This is a genomic window from Roseibium sp. FZY0029, assembly GCF_036350355.1.
Taxonomy (GTDB): domain Bacteria; phylum Pseudomonadota; class Alphaproteobacteria; order Rhizobiales; family Stappiaceae; genus Roseibium.
Map to the genome: position 1 here is coordinate 648,475 of NZ_JAZDVZ010000002.1, position 21,632 is coordinate 670,106.

The 21,632-nt window shown below is 60.4% G+C and carries 23 protein-coding genes; 14 read left to right on the forward strand and 9 right to left on the reverse strand.

From position 1 onward, the window contains the following. Positions 1–80: 80 nt before the first annotated feature. Entirely contained in the window at positions 81–1,340 is a 1,260-nt protein-coding gene (locus V1T76_RS07540) for a GGDEF domain-containing protein (protein WP_330560028.1), read from the reverse strand. Positions 1,341–1,599: 259 nt separating this feature from the next. Between V1T76_RS07540 and V1T76_RS07545 the strand changes: the two genes are divergently transcribed. From V1T76_RS07545 to V1T76_RS07570, 6 genes are all read left to right on the forward strand, one after another. Next, positions 1,600–2,040 carry a thiol-disulfide oxidoreductase DCC family protein gene (locus V1T76_RS07545; RefSeq protein WP_330560030.1) on the forward strand — a complete coding sequence of 147 codons (441 nt, stop codon included), beginning with the start codon at positions 1,600–1,602 and terminating at the stop codon, positions 2,038–2,040. Continuing rightward, complete coding sequence (locus V1T76_RS07550; protein ID WP_330560032.1) at positions 2,033–3,742, forward strand: DUF4166 domain-containing protein; 1,710 nt, start codon at positions 2,033–2,035, stop codon at positions 3,740–3,742. The genes V1T76_RS07545 and V1T76_RS07550 overlap by 8 nt, the downstream gene beginning before the upstream one ends. Positions 3,743–3,860: 118 nt before the next feature. Further along, on the forward strand, positions 3,861–4,610 hold the full coding sequence (locus V1T76_RS07555) for a pyridoxine 5'-phosphate synthase (RefSeq protein WP_330560034.1): 750 nt from the start codon (positions 3,861–3,863) through the stop codon (positions 4,608–4,610). Then, entirely contained in the window at positions 4,610–5,194 is a 585-nt protein-coding gene (locus V1T76_RS07560) for an HD domain-containing protein (protein ID WP_330560035.1), read from the forward strand. The genes V1T76_RS07555 and V1T76_RS07560 overlap by 1 nt, the downstream gene beginning before the upstream one ends. Positions 5,195–5,251: 57 nt before the next feature. Continuing rightward, positions 5,252–5,875 carry a LysE family translocator gene (locus V1T76_RS07565; protein WP_330560036.1) on the forward strand — a complete coding sequence of 208 codons (624 nt, stop codon included), beginning with the start codon at positions 5,252–5,254 and terminating at the stop codon, positions 5,873–5,875. Positions 5,876–5,966: 91 nt separating this feature from the next. After that, positions 5,967–6,515 (forward strand): NADPH-dependent FMN reductase, encoded by a 549-nt coding sequence (locus tag V1T76_RS07570; protein WP_330560037.1) that lies wholly within the window; start codon positions 5,967–5,969, stop codon positions 6,513–6,515. Between the two features lie 9 nt (positions 6,516–6,524). On the opposite strand, the gene V1T76_RS07575 is transcribed toward V1T76_RS07570, so the two are convergent. The 3 genes from V1T76_RS07575 to V1T76_RS07585 all read right to left on the reverse strand — a co-directional run bounded on the left by V1T76_RS07575 (position 6,525) and on the right by V1T76_RS07585 (position 9,060). Next, positions 6,525–7,157 (reverse strand): DUF1826 domain-containing protein, encoded by a 633-nt coding sequence (locus V1T76_RS07575; protein ID WP_330560038.1) that lies wholly within the window; start codon positions 7,155–7,157, stop codon positions 6,525–6,527. Further along, the gene (locus V1T76_RS07580; RefSeq protein ID WP_330560040.1) at positions 7,154–8,368 is read right to left on the reverse strand and encodes a GTP-binding protein; all 1,215 of its coding nucleotides are present in this window, start codon (positions 8,366–8,368) and stop codon (positions 7,154–7,156) included. The genes V1T76_RS07575 and V1T76_RS07580 overlap by 4 nt, the downstream gene beginning before the upstream one ends. 212 nt (positions 8,369–8,580) lie before the next feature. Then, positions 8,581–9,060, reverse strand: a complete 480-nt coding sequence (locus V1T76_RS07585; RefSeq protein ID WP_330560041.1) for an Lrp/AsnC family transcriptional regulator — start codon at positions 9,058–9,060, stop codon at positions 8,581–8,583. Positions 9,061–9,202: 142 nt separating this feature from the next. Here V1T76_RS07585 and V1T76_RS07590 point away from each other — a divergent pair, with 142 nt between their 5' ends. Beyond that, entirely contained in the window at positions 9,203–10,219 is a 1,017-nt protein-coding gene (locus tag V1T76_RS07590) for a 1-aminocyclopropane-1-carboxylate deaminase (protein ID WP_330560043.1), read from the forward strand. Positions 10,220–10,293: 74 nt separating this feature from the next. Here V1T76_RS07590 and V1T76_RS07595 read toward each other — a convergent pair whose 3' ends face one another. From V1T76_RS07595 to V1T76_RS07615, 5 genes are all read right to left on the reverse strand, one after another. Further along, positions 10,294–10,908 (reverse strand): MliC family protein, encoded by a 615-nt coding sequence (locus V1T76_RS07595; protein WP_330560044.1) that lies wholly within the window; start codon positions 10,906–10,908, stop codon positions 10,294–10,296. Positions 10,909–11,078: 170 nt separating this feature from the next. Beyond that, positions 11,079–11,876 (reverse strand): siderophore-interacting protein, encoded by a 798-nt coding sequence (locus V1T76_RS07600; RefSeq protein ID WP_330560046.1) that lies wholly within the window; start codon positions 11,874–11,876, stop codon positions 11,079–11,081. A 232-nt stretch (positions 11,877–12,108) separates the two neighbouring features. Further along, positions 12,109–12,603 (reverse strand): YHS domain-containing (seleno)protein, encoded by a 495-nt coding sequence (locus tag V1T76_RS07605; RefSeq protein ID WP_330560047.1) that lies wholly within the window; start codon positions 12,601–12,603, stop codon positions 12,109–12,111. 151 nt (positions 12,604–12,754) lie between these two features. Continuing rightward, positions 12,755–13,363, reverse strand: coding sequence for a TetR-like C-terminal domain-containing protein (locus V1T76_RS07610; protein WP_330560048.1), 609 nt, complete (start codon positions 13,361–13,363; stop codon positions 12,755–12,757). Next, positions 13,356–13,724, reverse strand: a complete 369-nt coding sequence (locus V1T76_RS07615) for a darcynin family protein (RefSeq protein WP_330560049.1) — start codon at positions 13,722–13,724, stop codon at positions 13,356–13,358. Before V1T76_RS07615 ends, V1T76_RS07610 begins: the two co-directional genes overlap by 8 nt. 156 nt (positions 13,725–13,880) lie before the next feature. Here V1T76_RS07615 and gatC point away from each other — a divergent pair, with 156 nt between their 5' ends. From gatC to mdoH, 7 genes are all read left to right on the forward strand, one after another. After that, positions 13,881–14,168, forward strand: coding sequence for an Asp-tRNA(Asn)/Glu-tRNA(Gln) amidotransferase subunit GatC (gatC, locus tag V1T76_RS07620; RefSeq protein WP_330560051.1), 288 nt, complete (start codon positions 13,881–13,883; stop codon positions 14,166–14,168). 14 nt (positions 14,169–14,182) lie between these two features. After that, positions 14,183–14,656, forward strand: coding sequence for a GNAT family N-acetyltransferase (locus V1T76_RS07625; protein WP_330560052.1), 474 nt, complete (start codon positions 14,183–14,185; stop codon positions 14,654–14,656). 12 nt (positions 14,657–14,668) lie between these two features. Then, positions 14,669–16,153 (forward strand): Asp-tRNA(Asn)/Glu-tRNA(Gln) amidotransferase subunit GatA, encoded by a 1,485-nt coding sequence (gene gatA, locus V1T76_RS07630; RefSeq protein ID WP_330560053.1) that lies wholly within the window; start codon positions 14,669–14,671, stop codon positions 16,151–16,153. A gap of 446 nt (positions 16,154–16,599) precedes the next feature. Further along, on the forward strand, positions 16,600–17,730 hold the full coding sequence (locus V1T76_RS07635) for an NAD(P)/FAD-dependent oxidoreductase (RefSeq protein WP_330560055.1): 1,131 nt from the start codon (positions 16,600–16,602) through the stop codon (positions 17,728–17,730). A gap of 180 nt (positions 17,731–17,910) precedes the next feature. After that, positions 17,911–19,503: a glucan biosynthesis protein gene (locus V1T76_RS07640; RefSeq protein WP_330560056.1), complete on the forward strand. Its 1,593-nt coding sequence runs from the start codon at positions 17,911–17,913 to the stop codon at positions 19,501–19,503. Further along, entirely contained in the window at positions 19,500–19,871 is a 372-nt protein-coding gene (locus tag V1T76_RS07645) for a hypothetical protein (protein ID WP_330560057.1), read from the forward strand. The genes V1T76_RS07640 and V1T76_RS07645 overlap by 4 nt, the downstream gene beginning before the upstream one ends. Position 19,872: 1 nt before the next feature. Beyond that, positions 19,873–21,627, forward strand: coding sequence for a glucans biosynthesis glucosyltransferase MdoH (gene mdoH / locus V1T76_RS07650; RefSeq protein ID WP_330560058.1), 1,755 nt, complete (start codon positions 19,873–19,875; stop codon positions 21,625–21,627). Positions 21,628–21,632: the final 5 nt, after the last annotated feature.

Below are 21,632 nucleotides of genomic sequence, written 5' to 3' on the forward strand. Positions count from 1 at the left end.
CGGGCCCTCAGAAAGAACAAAAGCCCTGGACCATTTCCAGGGCTTTTTCTTTTTGAAATGCTTTGGTCTGGCAGATTGGTCTAATCCACCGTAACCGGACTGAAGACCCGGTTGCGGCCCTGTTTCTTGGCTTCATAGAGCCTCAGGTCCGCCTGGCGGAACAAGGCTTCCATGGTGACACCGTCTTGCGGCGCGCTGGCCAGACCTATACTGACCGTCACCTTTTCCGGAAGATAGATCTTGCTGAAGCGCTCGATTGTCTTGCGCAGACGCTCGGCCAGAGTGGTTGCGCCTTCTATCGGCAGCTTCTCGCACAACAGCACGAACTCTTCGCCGCCAACCCTGTAGAGATGATCGTCGGTGCGCAGATTGTCGGCCAGCAGCCGAGCGACGGTCTTCAGGATCTCGTCACCTGCCTGGTGCCCGTGCCGGTCGTTCACCTGCTTGAAATGGTCGATGTCGATCACCAGGAGCGACAAAGGCCGCTTTTCCTGCATGTTCTTCGCCAGGATCTTGGGCGTATTCTGGTCGTACTGGCTGCGGTGCAAGACGCCGGTCAGATGGTCGCGAATGGAAGCTTCCAGGAGCTTGTGATAGCGCTCCCGGTAGGTCAGCACCTGAAACACATCCTTGAAGGACCGGTTGGTGAGCCAACTGCTCTCGTTGTCGAAGTATTTCAGGTAGAGGATGAACAGCGCCGTATAGACCAACACCGCCACCAGCTTCGCCACCCAGCCGCCGATGAACACATGCCAGGGCGCGCCGGAGACATAGTGCAGCGCCAGGAAAAAACCGGCCTGATCGAAGGTCAGCACCGCCGCGCCGCAAATGAGGAATCGCAGGCCCAGGTGACGTCCGCCCCAACTGCCGATCCGCTCGTAAAGCACGATGATCGCGATCGCATCGATGAACAGCAGGACGGTGCCCCACACCATCAGCAAGCCCATTTCATCGATAAACGCGAAATCCGGGTTGCGGCCGTCTGCAACGGAGATCGTCTCGTGGTTCCGCAGGATCATCACCAGCGCGACGATCAGGAAATTACCGATCAGCAGACCATAAATGGGCTGACGCACGACCAGCGCATCTTCCCGGATATAGAGCAGGAGGATCATCAGGAGCTTGCCGGAAAAAAGCACCGTCGAGCCCGGAGAGACGATGCCGAACGGCAGCTCAATATAGAAAACACTGGCGAGATAGGTTTCCAGAAAGTGCATCACGCCAAGGGCGCACATGAACACGCCAATACCAATCACCTGACGTGCCCTCAGCAGGCTCATCATGACGGTAAAATAAACGGCTGCCTGGGCGAAGAGGAGGAGCGCGTTGGTGATGGCCATGTATTATCCGGTACTTTTCTCGTTCGGAGTTCTCGATGTATGCATTGATTCTCGTCCTGATCGACACGGAAATCGGCTTCAACCTGGAACGCAAGCGTCAGATTCGCGGCTCCCTTTCGGCTTGTCTTAGAGGAAACGGCAGGGCCTGAAAACCTCGTCGTAATACTGTAGTGCGACCTTGTGCGGGTTCGCCAAAGCCTGCTGCCCATGCGTAAATCTCTCGCCGAAACCAGACGTTGCCTGTGAAAGCACAAAGACAATGGACCCCACAAAACGCCACAGGCAGTCCCCTCCCGCCCTCGCGGACCTGCCCGATAACCTGATTGTCTTTGATGGCATCTGCGTATTGTGTTCCGGCTTTGCCCGTTTCGTCGCAAGGCATGACCGGACGGTTGGCTATCGGTTTGTCGACGCTCATTCAGAAATCGGGCAGGCGCTTTACCAGCTTCACGGGCTTGACCCGCAGAAGATGGAAACCAACATCGTCATCCGTCATGGCCGGGCCTACACCAAAATGGCTTCCTTCACCGCAACGATGAAAAGCCTCGGCTGGCCCTGGAAAGCACTGATGATCCTGGATCTCCTGCCACGCAGCTTCGCCGACTGGACGTACGACAGGATCGCCCGCAACCGCTATCGCTTCGGCAGGCGTGCCTGCCCTCTCCCCTCCGCAGACCTGAGGGAGCGGCTCCTTGACTGAGCCTTCTTCCAGGAAGCGGATCGTCATTCTCGGCGGCTATGGCGTGTTCGGCGGAAAGCTGGCCGAAGCTCTGTTGAGGCATGAGCATCTGGAGGTAATCGTTGCAGGCCGCAGTCTGCAAAAGGCCGAAGCCTTCTGCCGCCAGTCTGGCGGCACTGCCGCTGTGCTGAACCGAACGGCACCGGATTTTGCTGCGGCCCTTCAGGCCCTTCACCCTTTCATCACCATCGACGCCGCCGGACCGTTTCAGGCCTACCGGCAAGCCCCCTATGCCGTTGCTGAAGCCGCACTTGACGCCGGCAGCCATTATCTGGACCTGTCAGACGATGCCGGTTTCACCGGCGGCATTATCATTCTGGACGAAAAGGCACGCGCAGCCGGACTGACTGTGCTGTCTGGCGTATCCAGCGTACCGGCCCTCTCCTCCGTTGCCGTTGAAGCACTTCGGAAGGATTTCTCTCAGGTTGACCTGATTGAAAGTGCGATCCTACCCGGCAACCGGGCCCCACGTGGCCTCTCCGTCATCGAAGCGATCCTGGCGCAAGCCGGGCAGCCTGTTGCGGTCTACCGCGATGGCAGGTGGACGCAAGTCATCGGCTGGTCCGGCCTCTCCCGGCGGCGGATCGGCCCTGAGGGCAGCAGCGGTCTTGCGAGGCGCTGGTCAAGCTATATCGGCGCCCCTGATCTGGCCCTTTTTCCCGATGCCTATCACGCTCGAACCGTTCTCTTCCGGGCGGGACTTGAACTGCCCCTCCTGCATCTGGGCCTCTGGGGTCTTTCCTGGCTGGTTCGGCTTCGTCTTGTCAGGTCCCTTGAGGCGGCAGCGCCACTGCTTCGAACCGCCGCCGGATGGTTCGAACGGTTCGGCTCCGACCGCGGCGGCATGGAAGTGCGGGTTGCAGGCCTTGGCAGAAACGGTATGCCTTTGGCCGCAAGCTGGACGCTGATCGCAGAAGCTGGCGACGGCCCACATATTCCGGCCGTTCCGGGCGCCATCATGTGCAGGCACTTGTATGAAGGCGATGTTCTTCCGGGCGCACGGCCCTGCCTGGGGGAATTTTCCCTTTCAGACGTCAAGGACGCCACCGCGCATCTGACCGTCCACACGTATAGGGCAATACAGTCTGCACCGGTCCTGTTCCAGCAGGTGCTTGGCGCAACCTTCAAGGCGTTGCCGGAACCGGTCCGGTCGCTCCACACGGTCTTCGACCAGCGGCAATGGGCCGGCGAAGCAAAGGTCACCCGCGGCACCTCCCGGCTTGGCCAGTTGCTCTGCCGCATTGTCGGTTTCCCGCCCGCAGCCGACGCCACGCCGGTGACCGTGACCATCGAGCGGCAGGGCCGCAAGGAACTCTGGCTGCGCAATTTCGGCGGCAAGACTTTCCGGTCGGTGCTCAGCCTGTCAGGAGCACCCGGATCCGGCGTGGTTCAGGAATGGTTCGGACCAACCACGTTCAACATCCACCTGAACCTGAAAGACGGCGCACTCGCCTATCCCGTTGGCAGCGGCAAGCTGTTCGGCCTTCCCTTGCCATGCTGGTTGCTGCCGGTGAGCGAAGCAGTCGAGGCCGCCCCGGACGGCACCTTCCGCTTCGACGTCGAAATCTCCCTTCCCGGTCTCGGACGGATCGTGCGATATCAGGGCTGGCTGAAACCGTCTTCAACGCAATCTGCCTCGGAAAACCAAGGAAAGGAGCAATGAAAAACATTGTCTCTAGTGACAATTCCTCGTTTGACTTCAACGGCTTTTGACACAATCTTGCAATCCTGACCCAGTTTCTTAAAGCCAGATCAGAACCGCTTTCACCGGACTATCAACCATGCCTGCCGTTTCTCGCCTTTCCGTCAATGTCAACGCCATCGCCATGCTGCGCAACCGCCGGGACCTGCCCTGGCCGAGCGTGACCGGCCTGGCTGCCATCGCGATGGAAGCCGGCGCCAAGGGCATCACTGTTCATCCCCGTCCGGACGAACGGCATATCCGCAAGACAGATGTCTTTGAGCTTTCCGAGTTGATCGAGGACAGGTTCCCGAACAAGGAGCTTTGTCTGGAAGGCTACCCGGCCCCCGACTTCATGAAGCTGGTGGAGGAAGCGCGCCCCGAACAGGTGTTGTTCGTGCCGGACGACCCGCAGCAGACGACCTCGGACCACGGCTGGGACTTTTCGAAAGACACCGGCGCCCTGGAAACGGCGATTGCCGCTGCCAAGGAATGGGCTGTTACGGTCTCCCTCTTCTGCGATCCGGATCCGGCCGCGCCCGAACACGCCGCAAGGCTCGGAGCCGAGCGCATCGAGATCTATACCGGACCCTATGGCGCCTGCTACGACGACCCGGCACGTGCCGAGAAGGAACTGGACAAGATCGTCGCCACGGCGGAAGCCGCAAAGGCCTGCGGGCTCGGCGTCAATGCCGGGCACGACCTGACCGTTGAAAACATCCCTGCCTTGATGGCGCGCGCGCCCTTCATTCGGGAAATGTCGATCGGCCACGGTTTCACTGCCGATGCGCTGATCTACGGCTTTGCCGACAGTGTCGCCCGCTTCCGCAGGGCCATGGGCGAGATCTGATGAACGACACCTTGCAAAGGCAGGTCGCGTTTCTTCTGGAAACCGACAAGCTGAAGGAAGTTGTCCGGCTGAACCAGCTCACGGGTGGTGCCCGGCGCGAGACGACGGCCGAGCACTGCTGGCACGTGATCCTGCAGACGCTGACCCTTGCCGAACATGCCCCGGCCGGCACCGACATCAGCCACGTCGTCAAGCTGCTCGCCGTACACGACCTTGTGGAGATCGATGCCGGAGACCATTGGGTCACAGACGACAACAGGGCGGGCGTCAAGGATCTGGAGCAGGCCGCTGCCAACCGGCTGTTTGCCCTGCTTCCAACCTCCCAGGGACTTGATTTCAAGGCCCTGTGGCTGGAGTTTGAGGCCAACGAAACACCGGAAGCCAAATTCGCAAATGCCATGGACGCCCTACACCCGATGGTTTTGGTCTTTGCCTCCGGTCTGGACGATCCGACCCACGAACCTATTTCCGCAGAAGCCTTGAGACTGACCAAGGAATCCCGTCTGTCTTCCTTCCCCCGTCTTTGGGACTTTGCCCAGGATCTGCTGGAGCAGGCCGTGCGTGACGGCAAGCTCCTGCCCTGAAGCACCGCTGAAACACCTCTCCGGCTGCACTCCGCAGCCTTTTTCTTGAGAACCGAAATGCCGATCGATCTTTGGCTCCTCTTCATTGCCGTCTCGCTTCTGCCTGCCGTCAGCCCCGGCCCGGCGGTCATGCTGGCGATTTCCAACACGCTCCGCTTCGGCCGCAACGCGACCCTTGCCTCGGCAGCCGGCAACGCCACTGGACTGGTGATCCTGGGTTACGCTGTCGCCCTTGGCTTCGGCGCCCTGATGGCAGCCTCCGCCGTGGCCTTCACGGTGCTGAAGATTTTCGGCGCCGCCTATCTGATCTTCATCGGCATCAAGATCTGGCGCGACAAGTCGGCCTTTCATGTGGAGGATGGCGTCCTGATCGCGCGCAAGAGCCCCAGAAAACTGTTTCTGGAAGCGCTGCTGGTATCCATCACCAATCCGAAGGCCATTCTGGTTATCACCGCGCTCTTCCCGCAGTTCATGCGGGCCGATGGCATCAATCTCATGGAGATCTCGGTGCTGTCCTTCACCTATGCCGCCCTGTGTTTCGCCAACCATGCAGCGATTGCCTATGCAGGCGGCCATATGCGCCGCTTCCTGACCTCCGCAAAACGAATGCTCTGGGTGCGCAGGGTCACAGGCACGCTCTTTGTCGGCTTCGGCGCAGCCTTGGCAGCGGCCAGCCGGTAAGGCGGTACTCGCCAGAAGGCTCACTGGGGGATCACGCGGCGGGGTGAATCCGATAACCTCTCCCCTCGCCCACCTCAAGCGGACCGGTTCCTTGCCTCTGAAGATCCTCACATTTTGCGGCAGTTTGCGTGACGCCTCGTCCAACCTGGCTTTGCTGAACGCAGCAGAACGGCTGGCTCCGGAGGGGCTCGTTCTCAGCCGCTATGACCGCATTGGCGAACTGCCGCATTTCGTGCCGGATCTCGACGTCACCGATAGCCTGCCGGAAATCGTTGCCGATCTGCGCGCGCAGGTGGCGCGCGCGGACGGGCTGCTCTTCGCGGTGCCGGAATACATGCATGCGCTGCCCGGCAGCTTCAAGAACGCCCTCGACTGGATGGTTGGCTGCCAGAAGTTTCCCGGAAAACCAGTTGCCCTTGCCCATGTCACCTCCCGCCATGCGTTCGCCCCTCCCCAGCTGGAAGAGATCCTTCGAACCATGTCTGCGGAAATCGTCAGCGAAGCCGCGTTTTCGCTAGACCTTACCAGCAATGCCATTACGGCGGAGACGATCTGTGACGATGCCCGTCTCGCGAGCATCGTCACGCAACACCTGGACCGATACCGCTCCTGGCTCTCTCGTGAGCATGGGGCTGACTGAGTCTCCGACCTAATCCGCCGGATCAATCACCAGAAGAAGCCGCGGACCACTTTCCGGTGTCGCGACGGGCGAGCGGTGCAGAAGCGCCGTCCTTTCCTCGCAGGTCCAATGCCGGCCCCGGAAAATAGCAACGCCACCGGGCGGCACCTGACGGATGCGGCCGCTCTCATGGGCGACATTTTCCGGAACGTATTCCGTCCCCGCCCCGCGATAGGTGCACAACAACCGGGCACAAACATTGTCCAGGTGGAACTTCGGACACATGACGTCTTCCGAAACGTCCAGTCGCAATCGCACCAGACGCACCGTCAGGGTCTTTGCCAGCATAAGAGCGAGTGCGCCGACATCGCTTGCCAGCGTGTCCCGCATTTCACACGCCGGAACGCCATGGCTTTCGCAGGCCGCCATGACAGCCGCTTCGGCCAGATGCACCGGCACCACCGTCCGCAGCTCCGGCAGGCTGTCTGGCGGCAAAGCATCGATCCACTTTTGAAATTCGGGTTCCGGTGTCCGCCGCCAAATGGCGGCGGCGACGCCCGGTTCACGAATGTCGGCGAGGATGTCCGGATCCCGGCCGATGATAACGTCCCGAGCGGCGGGGCCGTTCGAAAAGGCCTCAGCCTTCAGCTCCAGCGCCGTCATGCTGCACGGTCCGCGTGGCGAAAGGCTGGAAAGGGATCGGGCAGATGCGCAAAGCTCGCCAGATCGTCACCCGCCTCTTCGCCGATCAGACACGCGTCGAGCCGGGATTTCAGCAGCGGCCAGTCTATGCCTGCGCCGATGAAGACAATTTCCTGCCGCCGGTCGCCGAAAGGCTCAACCCAGAGCGACTTTGCGTAGGCCCGGGCGCGCTCGTCATCCGGCCAGCGTTCCTGTGGTACCGACGCCCACCATGTCCCCAGCGGGCTTACGCTGGAGAGCGCCCCTGCCAGTGAAAACTCGATCACCCACTGCGGCCGGCTCCCGATCCAGAAATGCCCCTTGGCACGGATGACACCAGGAAGCTGCCCGTTGAGCACCTCGTGGATCTTTTCCGGATCGAATGGCCGTCTTGCCCGGTAGACGTAGGAGGCAACACCATATTCCTCCGTTTCGGGAACATGATCGGCAAATCCGTAAAGTTCCTTCGCCCACATCGGATGCTCATGAGCCTTCTCGAAGTTGAAGAGCCCCGTATTGAGGATTTCGGAAGGCGAGACGTCCGAAAAGTCGGTCTCGATGATCTTCGCATCGGCATTGAGACTACGGATGATCTTGCGGGCGGCATCGACCTGCCCCGCTGTCGCCGCGCCCACCTTGTTGAGAACCACCACATCGGCAAACTCGATCTGGTCGGTCAGGAGGTGCACCAGCGTGCGCTCGTCCTCTTCACCAAGCGTCTCGCCCCGGTCGCTCAGGAAATCATGGCTGGAGAAATCTCCCAGAAGATTGACCGCGTCGACCACGGTCACCATCGTGTCGAGCCTTGCCACATCTGCGAGACTGTCGCCGGTTGCGTCTCGAAATTCGAAGGTCGCTGCCACCGGCAACGGTTCGGATATCCCCGTTGATTCAATAAGTAGGTAGTCGAACCGCCCTTCGCCAGCCAGGCGGCGAACCTCGTTCAGCAGATCGTCGCGCAAGGTGCAGCAGATGCAGCCGTTGGACATTTCGACAAGGGTTTCCTCGGTCTTGCTCAGCTCTGCACCGCCTGCCCGCACCAGGTCTGCGTCAATATTCACTTCCGACATGTCGTTGACGATTACAGCCACCTTCAACCCGGAACGGTTGTTGAGGATGCGATTGAGCAAGGTGGTTTTTCCCGCTCCAAGGAACCCGGACAGAACGGTTACAGGCAGGCGTAGATCGGACATAAGGCCTCCAGCAAGTTTGGTATGTTATGTTATTACATATCAAAACTGTACTTTATTGCCGGTGACCAAGGCAACCGTTTTTTGAACCAGGGCAATCGAGGCTAACTGGCGGCAGGACAATGGAAGGGAATTCCGGGCAGCAGATCCGGGGCGCTCATCAGTTCCCGGGTCTGCGAGGCCGGCGACCTGCCGGCCAAGGGAGCCGAAATGTTTCAGAATGGCAGTGGCGCGTTGTCCGTCACTTCCTTCATGACGAAGAACGTACGCGTCTGACGCACGCCCGGCAGCGCGATCAGCTTTTCGCCGTGCAGCTTGTTGAAGTCCGTCATGTCCCGCGTGCGGATCTTCAGGAAATAATCAAAGTCGCCCGCCACCAGATGGCAGTCGAGAACGAAGTCCGCCTTGCGGACGACCTCTTCAAACTCCGCGAAACTTTGCGGCGTCGACCGGTCCAGGACCACCCCGACAATGACAAGGGCCGACCTGTCGACCTTTTGCGGATCGACGTGAGCGTGCACACCCTGAATGAAGCCCTCGTCGAACAGGCGCTGCGTGCGCCTGTGGCACGTGGCCGGGCTGACGTTCACTAGCCCCGCAAGTTCAGCGTTGCTCAGACGGCCATCTTGTTGCAGCAGCTTCAGAATTTTGCGGTCGATCCTGTCCAGCTCATCAGCCATGGAAGATTCTTTCATTTTTTCGGCAACTGCCCGATCTATTTTGAACTTCTACCTGCCTTCACTTCTCGGAAACAGAGAAAATTGATCAAAATTCGAGAGCACCTTTCTAAAATTTTCTGCAAGTCTCAAGGGATTATCAATCTATCCGGTGCGCTCCATGAATCTCAGCAAGTTTGAACGTTACCCCCTCACCTTCGGTCCGACGCCGATCGAACACCTGCCCCGGCTTTCCGAAGCGCTTGGCGGCAAGGTGGAGATTTACGCAAAGCGGGACGACTGCAACTCCGGCCTTGCCTTTGGCGGCAACAAGCTGCGCAAGCTGGAATACATCGTGCCCGACGCGATCGCTTCCGGTGCCGACACGCTGGTTTCCATCGGCGGTGTTCAGTCCAACCACACCCGCATGGTTGCGGCGACTGCCGCAAAGATCGGCATGAAATGCGTTGTGGTGCAGGAAAAGTGGGTGCCCCACTATGACGCCGTCTACGACCGTGTCGGCAACATTCTGCTGACCCGTCTGATGGGTGCGGATTCCCGCCTGGTCGACGACGGGTTTGACATCGGCATCCGCCAGAGCTGGGAAGACGCCATGCAGTCCGTGCGCGATGCCGGCGGCACGCCATACGGCATTCCCGCCGGTGCGTCCGTGCACAAATACGGCGGCCTTGGCTATGTGCGCTTCGCCGAGGAAGTGAAGCAGCAGGAAGAAGAGCTGGGCTTCTCCTTCGACTACATCATCGTCTGCGTGGTCACCGGCTCGACCCAGGCCGGCATGATCGTTGGCTTTGCCGACCAGAACCGGGCCGACCGCGTGATCGGCATCGACGCCTCCGGCACGGTTAACCAGACCCGTGCACAGGTCCGTCAGATCGTAGACAACACAGCCTCCCTGGTGGAACTTGGCCGCGCGGTGCGGGACGACGAGATCGTGATCAATCCCGATTACGCCTACCCGGCCTATGGCGTTCCGTCTGAAGAGACCAACGACGCCATCCGGCTTGCCGCAAAAACCGAGGCAATGATCACCGACCCGGTCTATGAAGGCAAGTCGATGCAAGGCATGATCGACCTGGTCAAGAAGGGCAAGATTCCAGCCGGATCGAAGGTGCTCTACGCACATCTGGGCGGCGCGCCTGCCCTTAACGGCTACAGCTACTATTACAAGGACGGCTGATCCCGGTCAGTCCGGCCGCTGTGCGGATCACACCGGCCGGTTCCCGTGGCCTGACAGGCCCATCCCAAGGCCTGTCAGCTGCGCGCCTTGCAGTCGAAAGACGTGCCCTGCGGCCACTCGACCATGGCCTCGTCACCCTTGATCCAGAAAAGAATGCCGAAGTCGCCCTCGTAGCGTGCGCCGGATCCGCTTGGCCCCTGCAACACAATCTCCGTCGTGTCGCCGCGTTCCAGCCGGGCAGACGGTGGTTCCGTATCGAAAAACGTCGCGACGATCTCGTCGGCCGGGTTATCGTTGCAGGTGTAAAAGACCGGGGCCTGTCCCTTGATCAGTTGATACCGCGCGGTCAGCTCCGCGATCCGCCGTTCATAGGTCGAGCGGACGCAGGAGAGTTCCTCGTCGCTCTTCCAGCAGTCGTCGCGCCCCTTCACCCAGCCCCGCTGATAGGCCTTCAGCGTGTTGAGCTCTTCTTCCGCGCCCGCATCCAGCGACTTCACGACGCCGACCGCGCTCTCATAGACATCCGCCAGTTTCTGATCCAGCGCTGCAAGATCGTCATTCGAACAGACCAGCTTTTCAGCCGAACTTTCCGCTTTCGCGCAATCGAAGGCAGGACCGGCGGCCCAGGCCGCCGGCACAAATGCAAGCCCGGCAACAACGAGCCCAAGACCAACTGTCAAACCACGCATGAGACCACCTCCCGAAAAACCTGTAGCAACAGATCTAAGGGATCTCAGGTTGATGGCAAGATTTGGGTCGCCGGAAGATATACGACCGCACAGTCAAACCGGTGACCTCGCCCCCCCCCCGGTTGGAGCGCTACCAACCGGTGAGAAGTGCGATATACCAGCGAGCGGCCTCAGGCGGCTTCCGCCCGTTTGAGCTGCTGGTGCTCGTCCTCGACAAGTCCGATTTTCCAGTAGCCGGAGATGTAGGTGTCTGCCTTGGGGACTTTCCGCTCGTTGTGGAGGTGATCCCGTAGCGCCCGAATGACGGAGCTTTCACCTGCGATGCAGGTCTGGATGGTTCCGGAAGGCCATTCCAGGGACTTCACAAGGTCCACCTGCGCTGTCGAAGGCACATGCGGCTGCTCCTGGATCAGCCACCTGATTTCGACGCCCTCGGGAGCCGCGATATCGCGCCTGTCGTCTTCAGAAGGCACTTCAAACAGAACAAGCCCCTGTGCCTCACGGGGCATTGCCTCAAGCGTTGCTTCGACAACCGGCATTGCGGAAAGGTCCGCTGCCAGCAGATACCAGTCGGCGTGAAACTCGGTGATCTTCGGTTGGCTGGGGCCCATGAAGCCCAGAAAATCCCCTCCCGCGGCCTTCTGGGCCCAGCGCGTTGCCGGGCCTTCGTCGCCGTGCGCCACAAAGTCGATATCGAGTTCGAGCGCCTCTTTGCGGAAGGCACGGACGGTGTAGGTGCGAACCGGATGAACACGTTCGGGCGGCCCGTCTGGTGCAAAATACGCTTCAAAGGCCTCTCGGCTTTCACCGTCGCGCGGCAACAGCAACTTGCAGTTCGCACCCTCGTGGCCTTCCGGAAAGCCTTCCAGTTCGGAACCTGCAAAGGTGACACGGATAAGATTGGGGCTGAGGTAGCGCGTCGTCTTGACGGTTAGAAAGCGGGGTTTGCGTTTCGGTGGAGTGGCCAAGAGGCACCTCATAAATCTTGAGTTATAATATCAAGATTTAACATCACCGAAAGCCGATTTAAAGATCCACCTTCTGGAAAAGTCTTTCCGCGTCCCTCAGGAGAGGCTTCGCGCCTCCCCAATCCCGCCCGAACCGTGCTTTGCCGGGATGAAGATCAGCAGGCCGGTTTTCCTGCAAAAAGCCTAAGCCCGCCGGCTGGCGGGCTTACCGCCGAAAACAGCAACCGCCACGTCACTCGCGAATGATCGGCTCTTTCAGATCGCCCGGGTTCTTCTCCTTGATGATGTCCCAATTGAGTGTCGCCTTGCGGATGTATCCCGGCACATCTTCCTCGAACCGTTCCTGCACCTTCAGGGAGTTGTTCAGATAAAGCTTGCCGTCGACGATCGACCAGGCCTCCGGCACCACCGGCACCTTGAACCCCATAGCGGCACCGAACGCACAAAAGCCGCCGTATTGAGGGGCATATTTCGCCGGGTCGGCAACGAATTTGTCGCGGTTTTCAGCAGACGAGAATTTCCAGGTAACCTCGTCATATTCGGCCGTGTATTCGTCGGAGCCGGCAACAGGTTTGCCGACCGTGAAATAGGCAACAGGATCGGTCCCGCCGATTGCGGCCCCGCCTTTGGTGAAAGTGGTGATGTCGTCGGCGGAAGCCGTGAAGGCGGCAGCGGAGAAGAGCGCGGTCAATCCCAGCAGAACCGATTTGGACGTATAGAGCGTCATATGCGTCTCCAATGGAGTATGAAACGGATTGATGACCTGGAGCCTGTCGCCCCAAGCATGAAAACCATGTCTTCGACTGCAGGAATTGGCCAATCACCCTTGTTCACAGAGCCGCTAACGTCTGGCGAGAAAAACGTGATGGTGAGTTGCTTCACACTCCCGGGAGGCCCGGCAGCTCCTGACGTGGCGCGGGCTCCCGCGGCGCCACCAGGCCCAGTACCAGGTAGATGGCCGTTTCGATGTCTCTGGCGTCAATCCTGATATTGCGGATCAGCAGGCGGAAATAGATGAGCCCGAGCAGAAGATCGATCCGGGCTTCCATGTCGGCTTCGAAAGGGGTCGCGATGAAGATCTGGCGCAGAACCAGTCGCCGGGCAGCCTCTGCCTCATCCAGAACGCCGGCGAGATCCGGTCTGCCGCGATAAGGCACCAGAGCACGAACCGCAGCGCCCAGCGCGGTATCCTGCAAGGCCGCAACGGTGTTGGTCAGACACTGCCGCAGATCCTCCGCGACGCTGCCTCGCTGAGGCGGTGCTGGATTGACCCTGGCAAGAGCCGCCTCGACAGCCGCTGCAATCAGCGCGCCCTTGTCTGCGTAGCGCCTATAGACCGCCTGCTTGCTGGTGCGTGCGCGTGCGGCAATGGCGGCAATCGTGGTTTTCTCGTAGCCGTTCTCGGCCAGTTCCATCAACGTGGCATCCAGAAGCGCCTTGCTGACCCGCTCCTCCTGCGGCCGGCCGGCTGTACCGTCTTCAGGCACCGGCAACCTCTTCAAGGGCAGCTTCATAATCCTGGAACCCGTTCTCGATGCCGGTCGTCACGTTGACGATCCGGGCATAGGGTTTGGAGAAGATCACGGTGTCACGCAGTTCCTCCCAAAGGTGGTGATAGGCACGCATGTCGGAAAACCGGCAAATTGCGAAATCGGAAAAGCCACCTGCCAGCGCATCTGCGTCGAACCACTCGAAGGTCACCTTCGGGTGGCGCGCCAGGATCTCGCCGATCTGACCGGCAATCTCCCCCCGCCCCTGGCGGCTGAGTGCCAGCCATGCCGGTTCGAAAGCCAGATAGACAACCGCCACCATCGGCAGTGGACGGATGGTTTCGGAGGACTGGATCATACACTCATCCCTATTTCGGTTACCATTGGTACCGATTTATTCCGAAATCACCGGCAACGCAAGCCTGCACACTTGCGTTCGGCGCGCCGTCGCAGCAAGAAGAGCTCAAGCCTTGAGCGGACATCCGCTTCGGGCACCAGTAACGACGAGGAACACATGTCTGTTGATACCGATACGGTGAAACGCGTTGCCCGCCTGGCACGCATCAAGGTAAGCGAAGAAGACGCGACCCGCATGACCGGTGAACTGAACGCCATTCTCGGCTTCGTCGAGCAGCTGGACGAGGTCGACATTTCCGGCGTCGAACCGCTGACCTCCGTAGTCGAGCAGACCATGAAAAAGCGCACGGACGGCGTGACCGACGGCAACAAGGCCGACGACATCACTCTGAACGCACCGGCTTCTGAAGATCACTTCTTCATGGTGCCAAAAGTCGTCGAATAAGCGGACCACCCCGGATGATCGCACCCGTTCCAGCTATCGCTATCGAAACGCCCCTGTCCACAGACATGGGCGAGATGATTGCCGAGCTGAACGCCCTGCTGCTGACCATGAGCCCGCCCGAGGCCTGTTACCACATGACAGCCGAAGAAATGGCCGGCGAGACAACGACCGTCTTCGTCGCCCGGATTGACGGCAAGGTGGCTGCGTGCGGTGCCCTGCACCGGCACCCGGATGGCGTGGCTGAAGTCAAGCGCATGTATACCAGGCCGGCCTATCAGGGCCTTGGTCTGGGCGGCAGCATTCTGGACCGGATCATCGCACTGGCAACCCGAGAGGGCCATTCCAGGCTCGTTCTGGAAACCGGCGACAAGCACCCGGCAGCCTGGCGCATCTACGAACGTGCCGGCTTCAGCCGCTGCGGCCCGGTGCTCGATTATCCCGACAGTCCCTATTCCATCTTCTATTCCAGGTCCCTCGTGACCGCCTGAGAGTTCAAATCCATGACCGATCTGACCAAACTGACCATTGCCGAGGCCCGTGAAGGCCTGAAGAACAAGGACTACACGTCCCTGGAACTGACCGATGCCTTCATCAGGAACATCGAGACAGCCAATGAAAGCCTGAATGCCTATGTGACCGTGACCGCCGATAAGGCGCGCGACATGGCAAAGGCCTCCGACGCCAAGCTTGCCAAAGGCGAAGGCGGCGCGCTGGAAGGCATTCCGCTCGGCATCAAGGACCTGTTTGCCACAAAAGGTGTGCACACCCAGGCGTGCAGCCACATTCTGGACGGCTTCAAGCCGGCTTACGAATCCACTGTCACGTCCAACCTGTGGGCCGACGGAGCAGTCATGCTCGGCAAGCTGAACATGGACGAATTCGCCATGGGCTCCTCCAACGAAACCTCCTACTACGGCCCGGTGATCAACCCGTGGCGCAAGAAGGGCTCCAACCAGGATCTTGTTCCCGGCGGGTCTTCCGGCGGATCGGCTGCCGCCGTTGCAGCTCGCATGTGCATGGGCGCAACCGCAACCGATACCGGCGGCTCCATCCGTCAGCCTGCCGCTTTCACCGGCACCGTTGGCATCAAGCCGACCTATGGCCGCTGCTCGCGCTGGGGTGTCGTTGCCTTTGCCTCCTCGCTCGACCAGGCCGGCCCGATCGCCCACACCGTACGCGACAGCGCCATCATGCTGAAGTCGATGGCCTCCGTCGACGCCAAGGACACAACCTCCGTCGATCTGCCGGTGCCGGACTATGAAGCCGCCATCGGCAAATCCGTGAAAGGTCTCAAGATCGGCATTCCTGCAGAATATCGCCTGGAAGGCATGCCTGCCGAGATCGAAGCGCTGTGGCAGAAGGGGATCGACTGGCTGAAGGATGCCGGCGCGGAAATCGTCGACATCGCCATGCCGCACACCAAATACGCCCTGCCGGCCTATTACATCGTGGCACCGGCGGAAGCCTCCTCGAACCTCGCCCGCTACGACGGCGTGCGCTACGGCCTGCGCGTCCCGGGCAAGGACATCGTTGAAATGTACGAGAACACCCGCGCCGAAGGCTTCGGCGAAGAGGTCAAGCGCCGTATCCTGATCGGCACCTACGTTCTGTCGGCCGGGTACTACGATGCCTATTACCTGAAAGCCCAGAAAGTTCGCACGCTCATCAAGCGCGACTTCGACCTTGCCTGGGAAAACGGTGTCGACGCCATCCTGACCCCGGCAACTCCGTCTGCCGCCTTCGGCGTTGCGGATCAGGACCTTCATTCCGACCCGGTGAAAATGTACCTCAACGACATCTTCACCGTGACCGTGAACATGGCCGGTCTTCCGGGCATTTCCGTCCCGGCCGGCCTCGACAACACCGGCCTGCCGCTCGGACTGCAGCTCATCGGCAAACCGTTTGACGAGAGCACCCTGTTCCAGGTCGCCCAGGTTATCGAAGACGCCGCAGGCTCCTTCGCACCGGAAGCCTGGTGGGGCTAACACTCACGACAAACGCACCCCGGCCCGCACAGGTCCGGGGAGCACCTGACGATCTCAACGCAATTCCAAACCTGGTCACTGACTGTCCATGGCATCGCAGCCTCCCGGTCCCGGTACCGGCTTGTTAGAATGCCGCGAGACGTGAGATGGGACCGAAAAGACCCCTCCCCACGTCATGCCATGGCTCGTCCATGGCATCCATGCCGCCCCTCGGCCGTCTCCACCAGCACTTGCTAAAGGGCAGCGGGATGGCATGAATTGCCGGGTCAAGCCCGGCAATGACGGAAAGATATATTCAGGGCTCGCTCCGTGGCGCAGTGACAGCCAATTCGTTTGCCTGTTCTTCCGTTGGGCCATGCGCAACTTCAGCATCGACCCTGAAGGCAAGCCATGGCATGACGGGCGGATGAGTTAAAAAGCGCACAATCAGAAACACCCGCGACACCATGCATGACATCGAAACCCTCGTAATCGGCGCCGGAGCCGTTGGGCTCGCCATTGCGCGAGAACTGGCGCTGAGAGGCCGTGAGGTGATGGTTCTGGAGCAGCACGGCCTCATCGGATCGGAGACCAGCGCCCGCAATTCGGAAGTCATCCATGCAGGCATCTACTACCCGGCAGGCAGTCTGAAGGCCCGTTTGTGCGTCAAAGGCAAGGAGCAGCTTTACCGGTTTTGCGCCGAGAACGGCGTCGGCTTCGAGCGCATTGGCAAACTGATCGTTGCGTCCAATAACGATCAACTGGAGCAACTTGAGGCAATCCGGCGCAAAGCCGCGGAAAACGGCGTTTCAGATCTCGTGTTTGTGGACCGGGACAGCCTGAAACGCTCCGAACCGGACCTGGCGTGCACCGGCGCCCTGCAGTCTCCCTCCACCGGCATTGTCGACAGTCACGGCTTCATGCTCGCGCTTCAGGGCGGGCTGGAAGCAAACGGCGGCCAGGTTGTGCTGAACACCAGGGTCGCACGGCTGGAACGCCTGGCGCAGGGCGGGTACCGGGTGCATGCCGAGACGGACGGGGCCGACACCTACGCCCTTACCTGCAAGGAGTTGATCCTTTCGGCGGGCCACGGTGCGCCGCAATTGGCGTCCACACTGCAAGGCGCCAATCCTCCGCCCCGCTATCTTGCGAAAGGCAACTACTTCAAGCTTCAGGGCAAGGCGCCGTTTTCCAAGCTCATCTACCCCGTGCCGGAGCCAGGCGGGCTTGGCGTTCACCTGACGCTCGACCTGCAACATCAGGCGCGCTTCGGACCGGATGTGGAATGGGTAGAGACGATGGACTACCGCGTCGACCCGGCGCGCGGCGAGCGTTTCTATGCTGCCATCCGCCGCTATTGGCCGGGACTGGCCGATGGTGCGCTTGTGCCCGACTATTCCGGCATCCGGCCCAAGATATCCGGCCCCGGGAAACCCGCCGCGGACTTCCGCATCGACGGCCCTGCGGACCACGGACTTGACGGCCTGGTTGCCCTTTACGGGATCGAATCCCCAGGCCTGACCTCGGCACTGGCAATCGCTGATTTTGTTGCCGAGATGATTGCAACCAAATCCCAGTCTGCAATTTTTTCCGATTAATTTTGAAACCAACGCGCTGTTTGGGCGTTTGAAAAACAAACAAACAGGCGTACGATGCTGCGCTGCACAGGAATGCCATTTTTTGGACCGTATTTCTCCATAAAAATGCTTCAGTGCGCGTGCTCATTCAACAAACGAACCACAAAGAACACTTTAATTTCAACAAGGTGACCAATCGTCGTGATCAATCGACGCACGTTTTTATCGGCAACGGCCCTCGCGGCCGGCGCACTGGCAAGCGCGGATCTGCGCACCGCGTTTGCTGCAGAGAATACCGCACCTGCACAAGCGGGCGGATCCTTTGCAGCAGGCGAAGAATTTGACTTTACGGCACTCGTTGAGCGGATGAAGGAAAAGGCCGGTAAGGCCTATACCCCCGAAATCCCGCAACTGCCCGAGATTCTCGCCAAGCTCGACTATGACCAGCATCGTGCCATACGCTTCAATCCCGAAAGGTCTGTCTGGAAAGACATCCGCAGCAACTATCAACTGCAGGCCTTCCACCCGGGCTGGCTCTACAAGGAGCCGGTGGAACTCTATGAGATTGTCGACGGCAAGATCAGCGAACTGCACTTCACAGGTGCGGATTTTGAATACCGCGAGCCGCTGGATCCGGAGAAATTCAAGGACGTTGATCTGCCGGGTATCGCCGGCTTCCGCCTGCACCACCCGCTGAACACGCCGGAATATTTCGACGAACTGGCGGTATTCCTGGGGGCCAGCTACTTCCGGGCACTCGGCAAGGGCAACGTTTACGGCCTGTCCGCACGCGGACTTGCGATCGACACGGCCATTGCCGGACCGGAAGAGTTTCCGCGGTTCACGAAGTTCTACCTGGAACGCCCGGCGGAAGGCGCCGCCGAAATGCGGCTTTATGCGGAGCTCGAAAGCGAGCGCGTGGCCGGGGCCTATCAGTTCACCATCAAGCCAGGCATCAACACGGTGATGGAGGTGGATGCACACATCTTCCTGCGTGATGATGTCGAACGTCTGGGCATCGCACCGCTGACATCGATGTATCTGTTCGGCGAGAACGACCGCACCAGCTTTGATGATTACCGCCCGGAAGTTCATGACAACGATGGCCTGCTGATCCTGCGCCAGAACGGTCAGCGTCTGTGGCGCCCGGCCCGCAATCCGGAAAAGCTTGCCCTGTCGTTCTTCAACGAGGAGAACCCGGCGGGTTTCGGCCTGCTGCAGCGGGACCGGGATTTCGACCATTACCAGGATACGGAAGCCAAATATCAGCGCCGTCCGTCACTCTGGATCGAGCCGATCAACGACTGGGGCAAAGGCCAGGTGATGCTGGCGGAAATCCCGGCCGAAAAAGAGATCTATGACAACCTCGTTGCCTGCTGGGTCCCGGAAAACGGCACCAAGGCAGGCTCCGAACACCGTTTTGCTTATCGGATGATCTGGGGCCGGGAACCGGAACCGGGCACCGAACTGGCACAGGTTATCGCGACCAGCACTGGGCATGGTGGCGCGGCCGCCTCCGACCCGGACCCGAAGCTGCGCAAGTTCGTCGTGGAATTTGCTGGCGGCAATCTGGCTGACATGGGCGCGGACGCCCCTCTGACAGCGAAACTGAACCTGCAGAACGGCAAGGTGGAACACCAGTTCGTCCAGCGTCTGGAAAGCGGCAGTTGGCGCGCCGTGCTCGATATCGCGCGGGACGATCAGGAAATACCGGTGGAGTTCATCCTCGCCCTGCAACTGGATGGGGCGGATGTAACGGAAACCTGGATGTATCAGTGGAGTGGGAACAGATGACACAGTATGTGAGTATCGATCATCAGACGGCCACGACGGCCCTTTTCGCCGACAGCGATCTGCTTGACGAAATCCGGTCTGTCCTGAAGCGCCCAGACCTTGGTGACGACGTGCTCTTGTCCGCACTCGCCAGCTCGCCTGCAGCCCGGCATGGCATCTATCCTGTCACCACCGCGCAGCAGGACCGGGCAGCCTTCATCAGGACTTTGCCGGTACCGGCCCCCAGCCATGGGCTGGAAATGCCGCAGCATGACCTCAACCCGCCGCTGGCCCTTCGCTTTGCGCCGCTGGTTGCCCTGTGGCACCGGGCCTTGCAGCCGCTGGCACCGCAGTTGAAGCGCGTTCCGGTTCCAGCCAAGGATCGCTGACATGAAGAAGGCCGGCTCCGAAGCCTGGTCGACGGCCTTTCGGCGGCTGGCCATGGCAGTGATCGCCCTGTGCCTGACCACAGGGGCATCCTACATGTTTGCCATCGTTGTCCAGTCGGACGGGTTCGACTGGCTGGACATCATCCGCATCGCTCTTATGGCCATCGCCTCGTTCTGGCTGGCCTGGGGCGGATGTATCGCTCTCTTCGGCATCCTGTTTCCAACTGAGGAGAGGGCGAAGAGCGGCGATTTTCCGGAAGGCCGCACTGCCATTCTTCTGCCGATCTACAATGAAGCCACCGGACCGGTGTACGCCCGCCTGGAGGCCATCATGAAATCGGTTGCCACCCTGCCTGCGGCAGACCGGTTCGATTTTTTCGTCCTGTCCGACACCACCAAAGACGACGTCGGCGAGGCAGAACAGCGCGCCTACGAACAGTTACTCGTTCGCCAGAATGCCGGCGGACGTTTGTTCTACCGGCGCCGTGAACAGAACATCGGCCGCAAGGCGGGCAACATTGCCGACTTCCTGACGACCTCCGGCGGTGCCTACGAATATATGCTTGTGCTTGATGCCGACAGCCTGATGGACGGAAAGACCATTCTGGAGATGGTCCGGCGCATGGAAGCCGATCCGCGCCTCGGTCTGCTGCAATCACTGCCGCAGATCATCGGGCTTTCCACCCTGTTCGGCCGCCTCCTGCAATTCGCGACCGGTCTCTATGGTCCTTATTTCGCACGCGGACTGGCAGCGGTGCAGGGCGAGGAAGGCACCTTCTGGGGCCATAATGCCCTGATCCGCACCCGCGCTTTTGCTGCCGCATGCGGCATGGCGCCCCTCACAGGCAAACCGCCCTTCGGTGGCCATATCCTCAGCCATGACACCGTCGAGGCCGCGCTTCTGGCACGGGACGGCTGGAAGGTACGTCTTGATCCGGATCTGACAGGCTCCTACGAGGAAGCACCGGCCAATATGGTCGATTACGCCAAGCGCGACCGGCGCTGGTGCCAGGGCAATCTGCAGCACAGCCGCATTCTGGCGGCCCCCCGCTTCCGTTTCTGGAGCCGGATTTCGATCCTGCAAGGCGTTTTCGCCTATCTTGCCTCGCCGATCTGGTGCGTTTTCCTGCTGGCAAGCCTGGCTGCACCGCTGGTGGCGCCGCCTCCTGTCTATTTCGACGGGCACTCGCCCTTCCCGGTCTTTCCCCACCCGGAAACGACGACAGCGCTTGCACTGCTGTTCGGTCTGGTGGCTCTGCTCATCCTGCCAAAGCTCCTGCTGGTTGCGCGCGCGCTGCTTGGCGGCAATTCGGCAGATTTCGGCGGCCCTGCGCGCCTGCTGATCAGCTTCGTTCTGGAAATCCTGCTGACGTCGATCCTTGCGCCGATCCACATGATGTTTCACTGCCGTTCGGTGTTTCAGGTGCTGACGGGAGCCGACAGCGGCTGGCCGACAGCCGACCGGGACGACGGTTCCCTGCCGATCTCGGCAGCGTTTTCCGCCACATGGTGGATGAGCATTGCAGGCGCCGGCGCCATCGCCTTCTCGCACAGCTATGCGCCTGAAATGTTCTACTGGTTGCTGCCTGTCGCCCTGCCGCTGGTGGCTGCACCCTTGCTGGTGTGGATGACCGCCTCGGTGATGTTGGGCAAGGTGACGAAAAAACTGGGCCTCTTCCAGGTTCCGACTGAATCTGCTCCGGTAGAGGTTGCCGAAGACATGCGACTTGCGCTCGCCGAGAAAGCTGCTGCCTGAGGAAG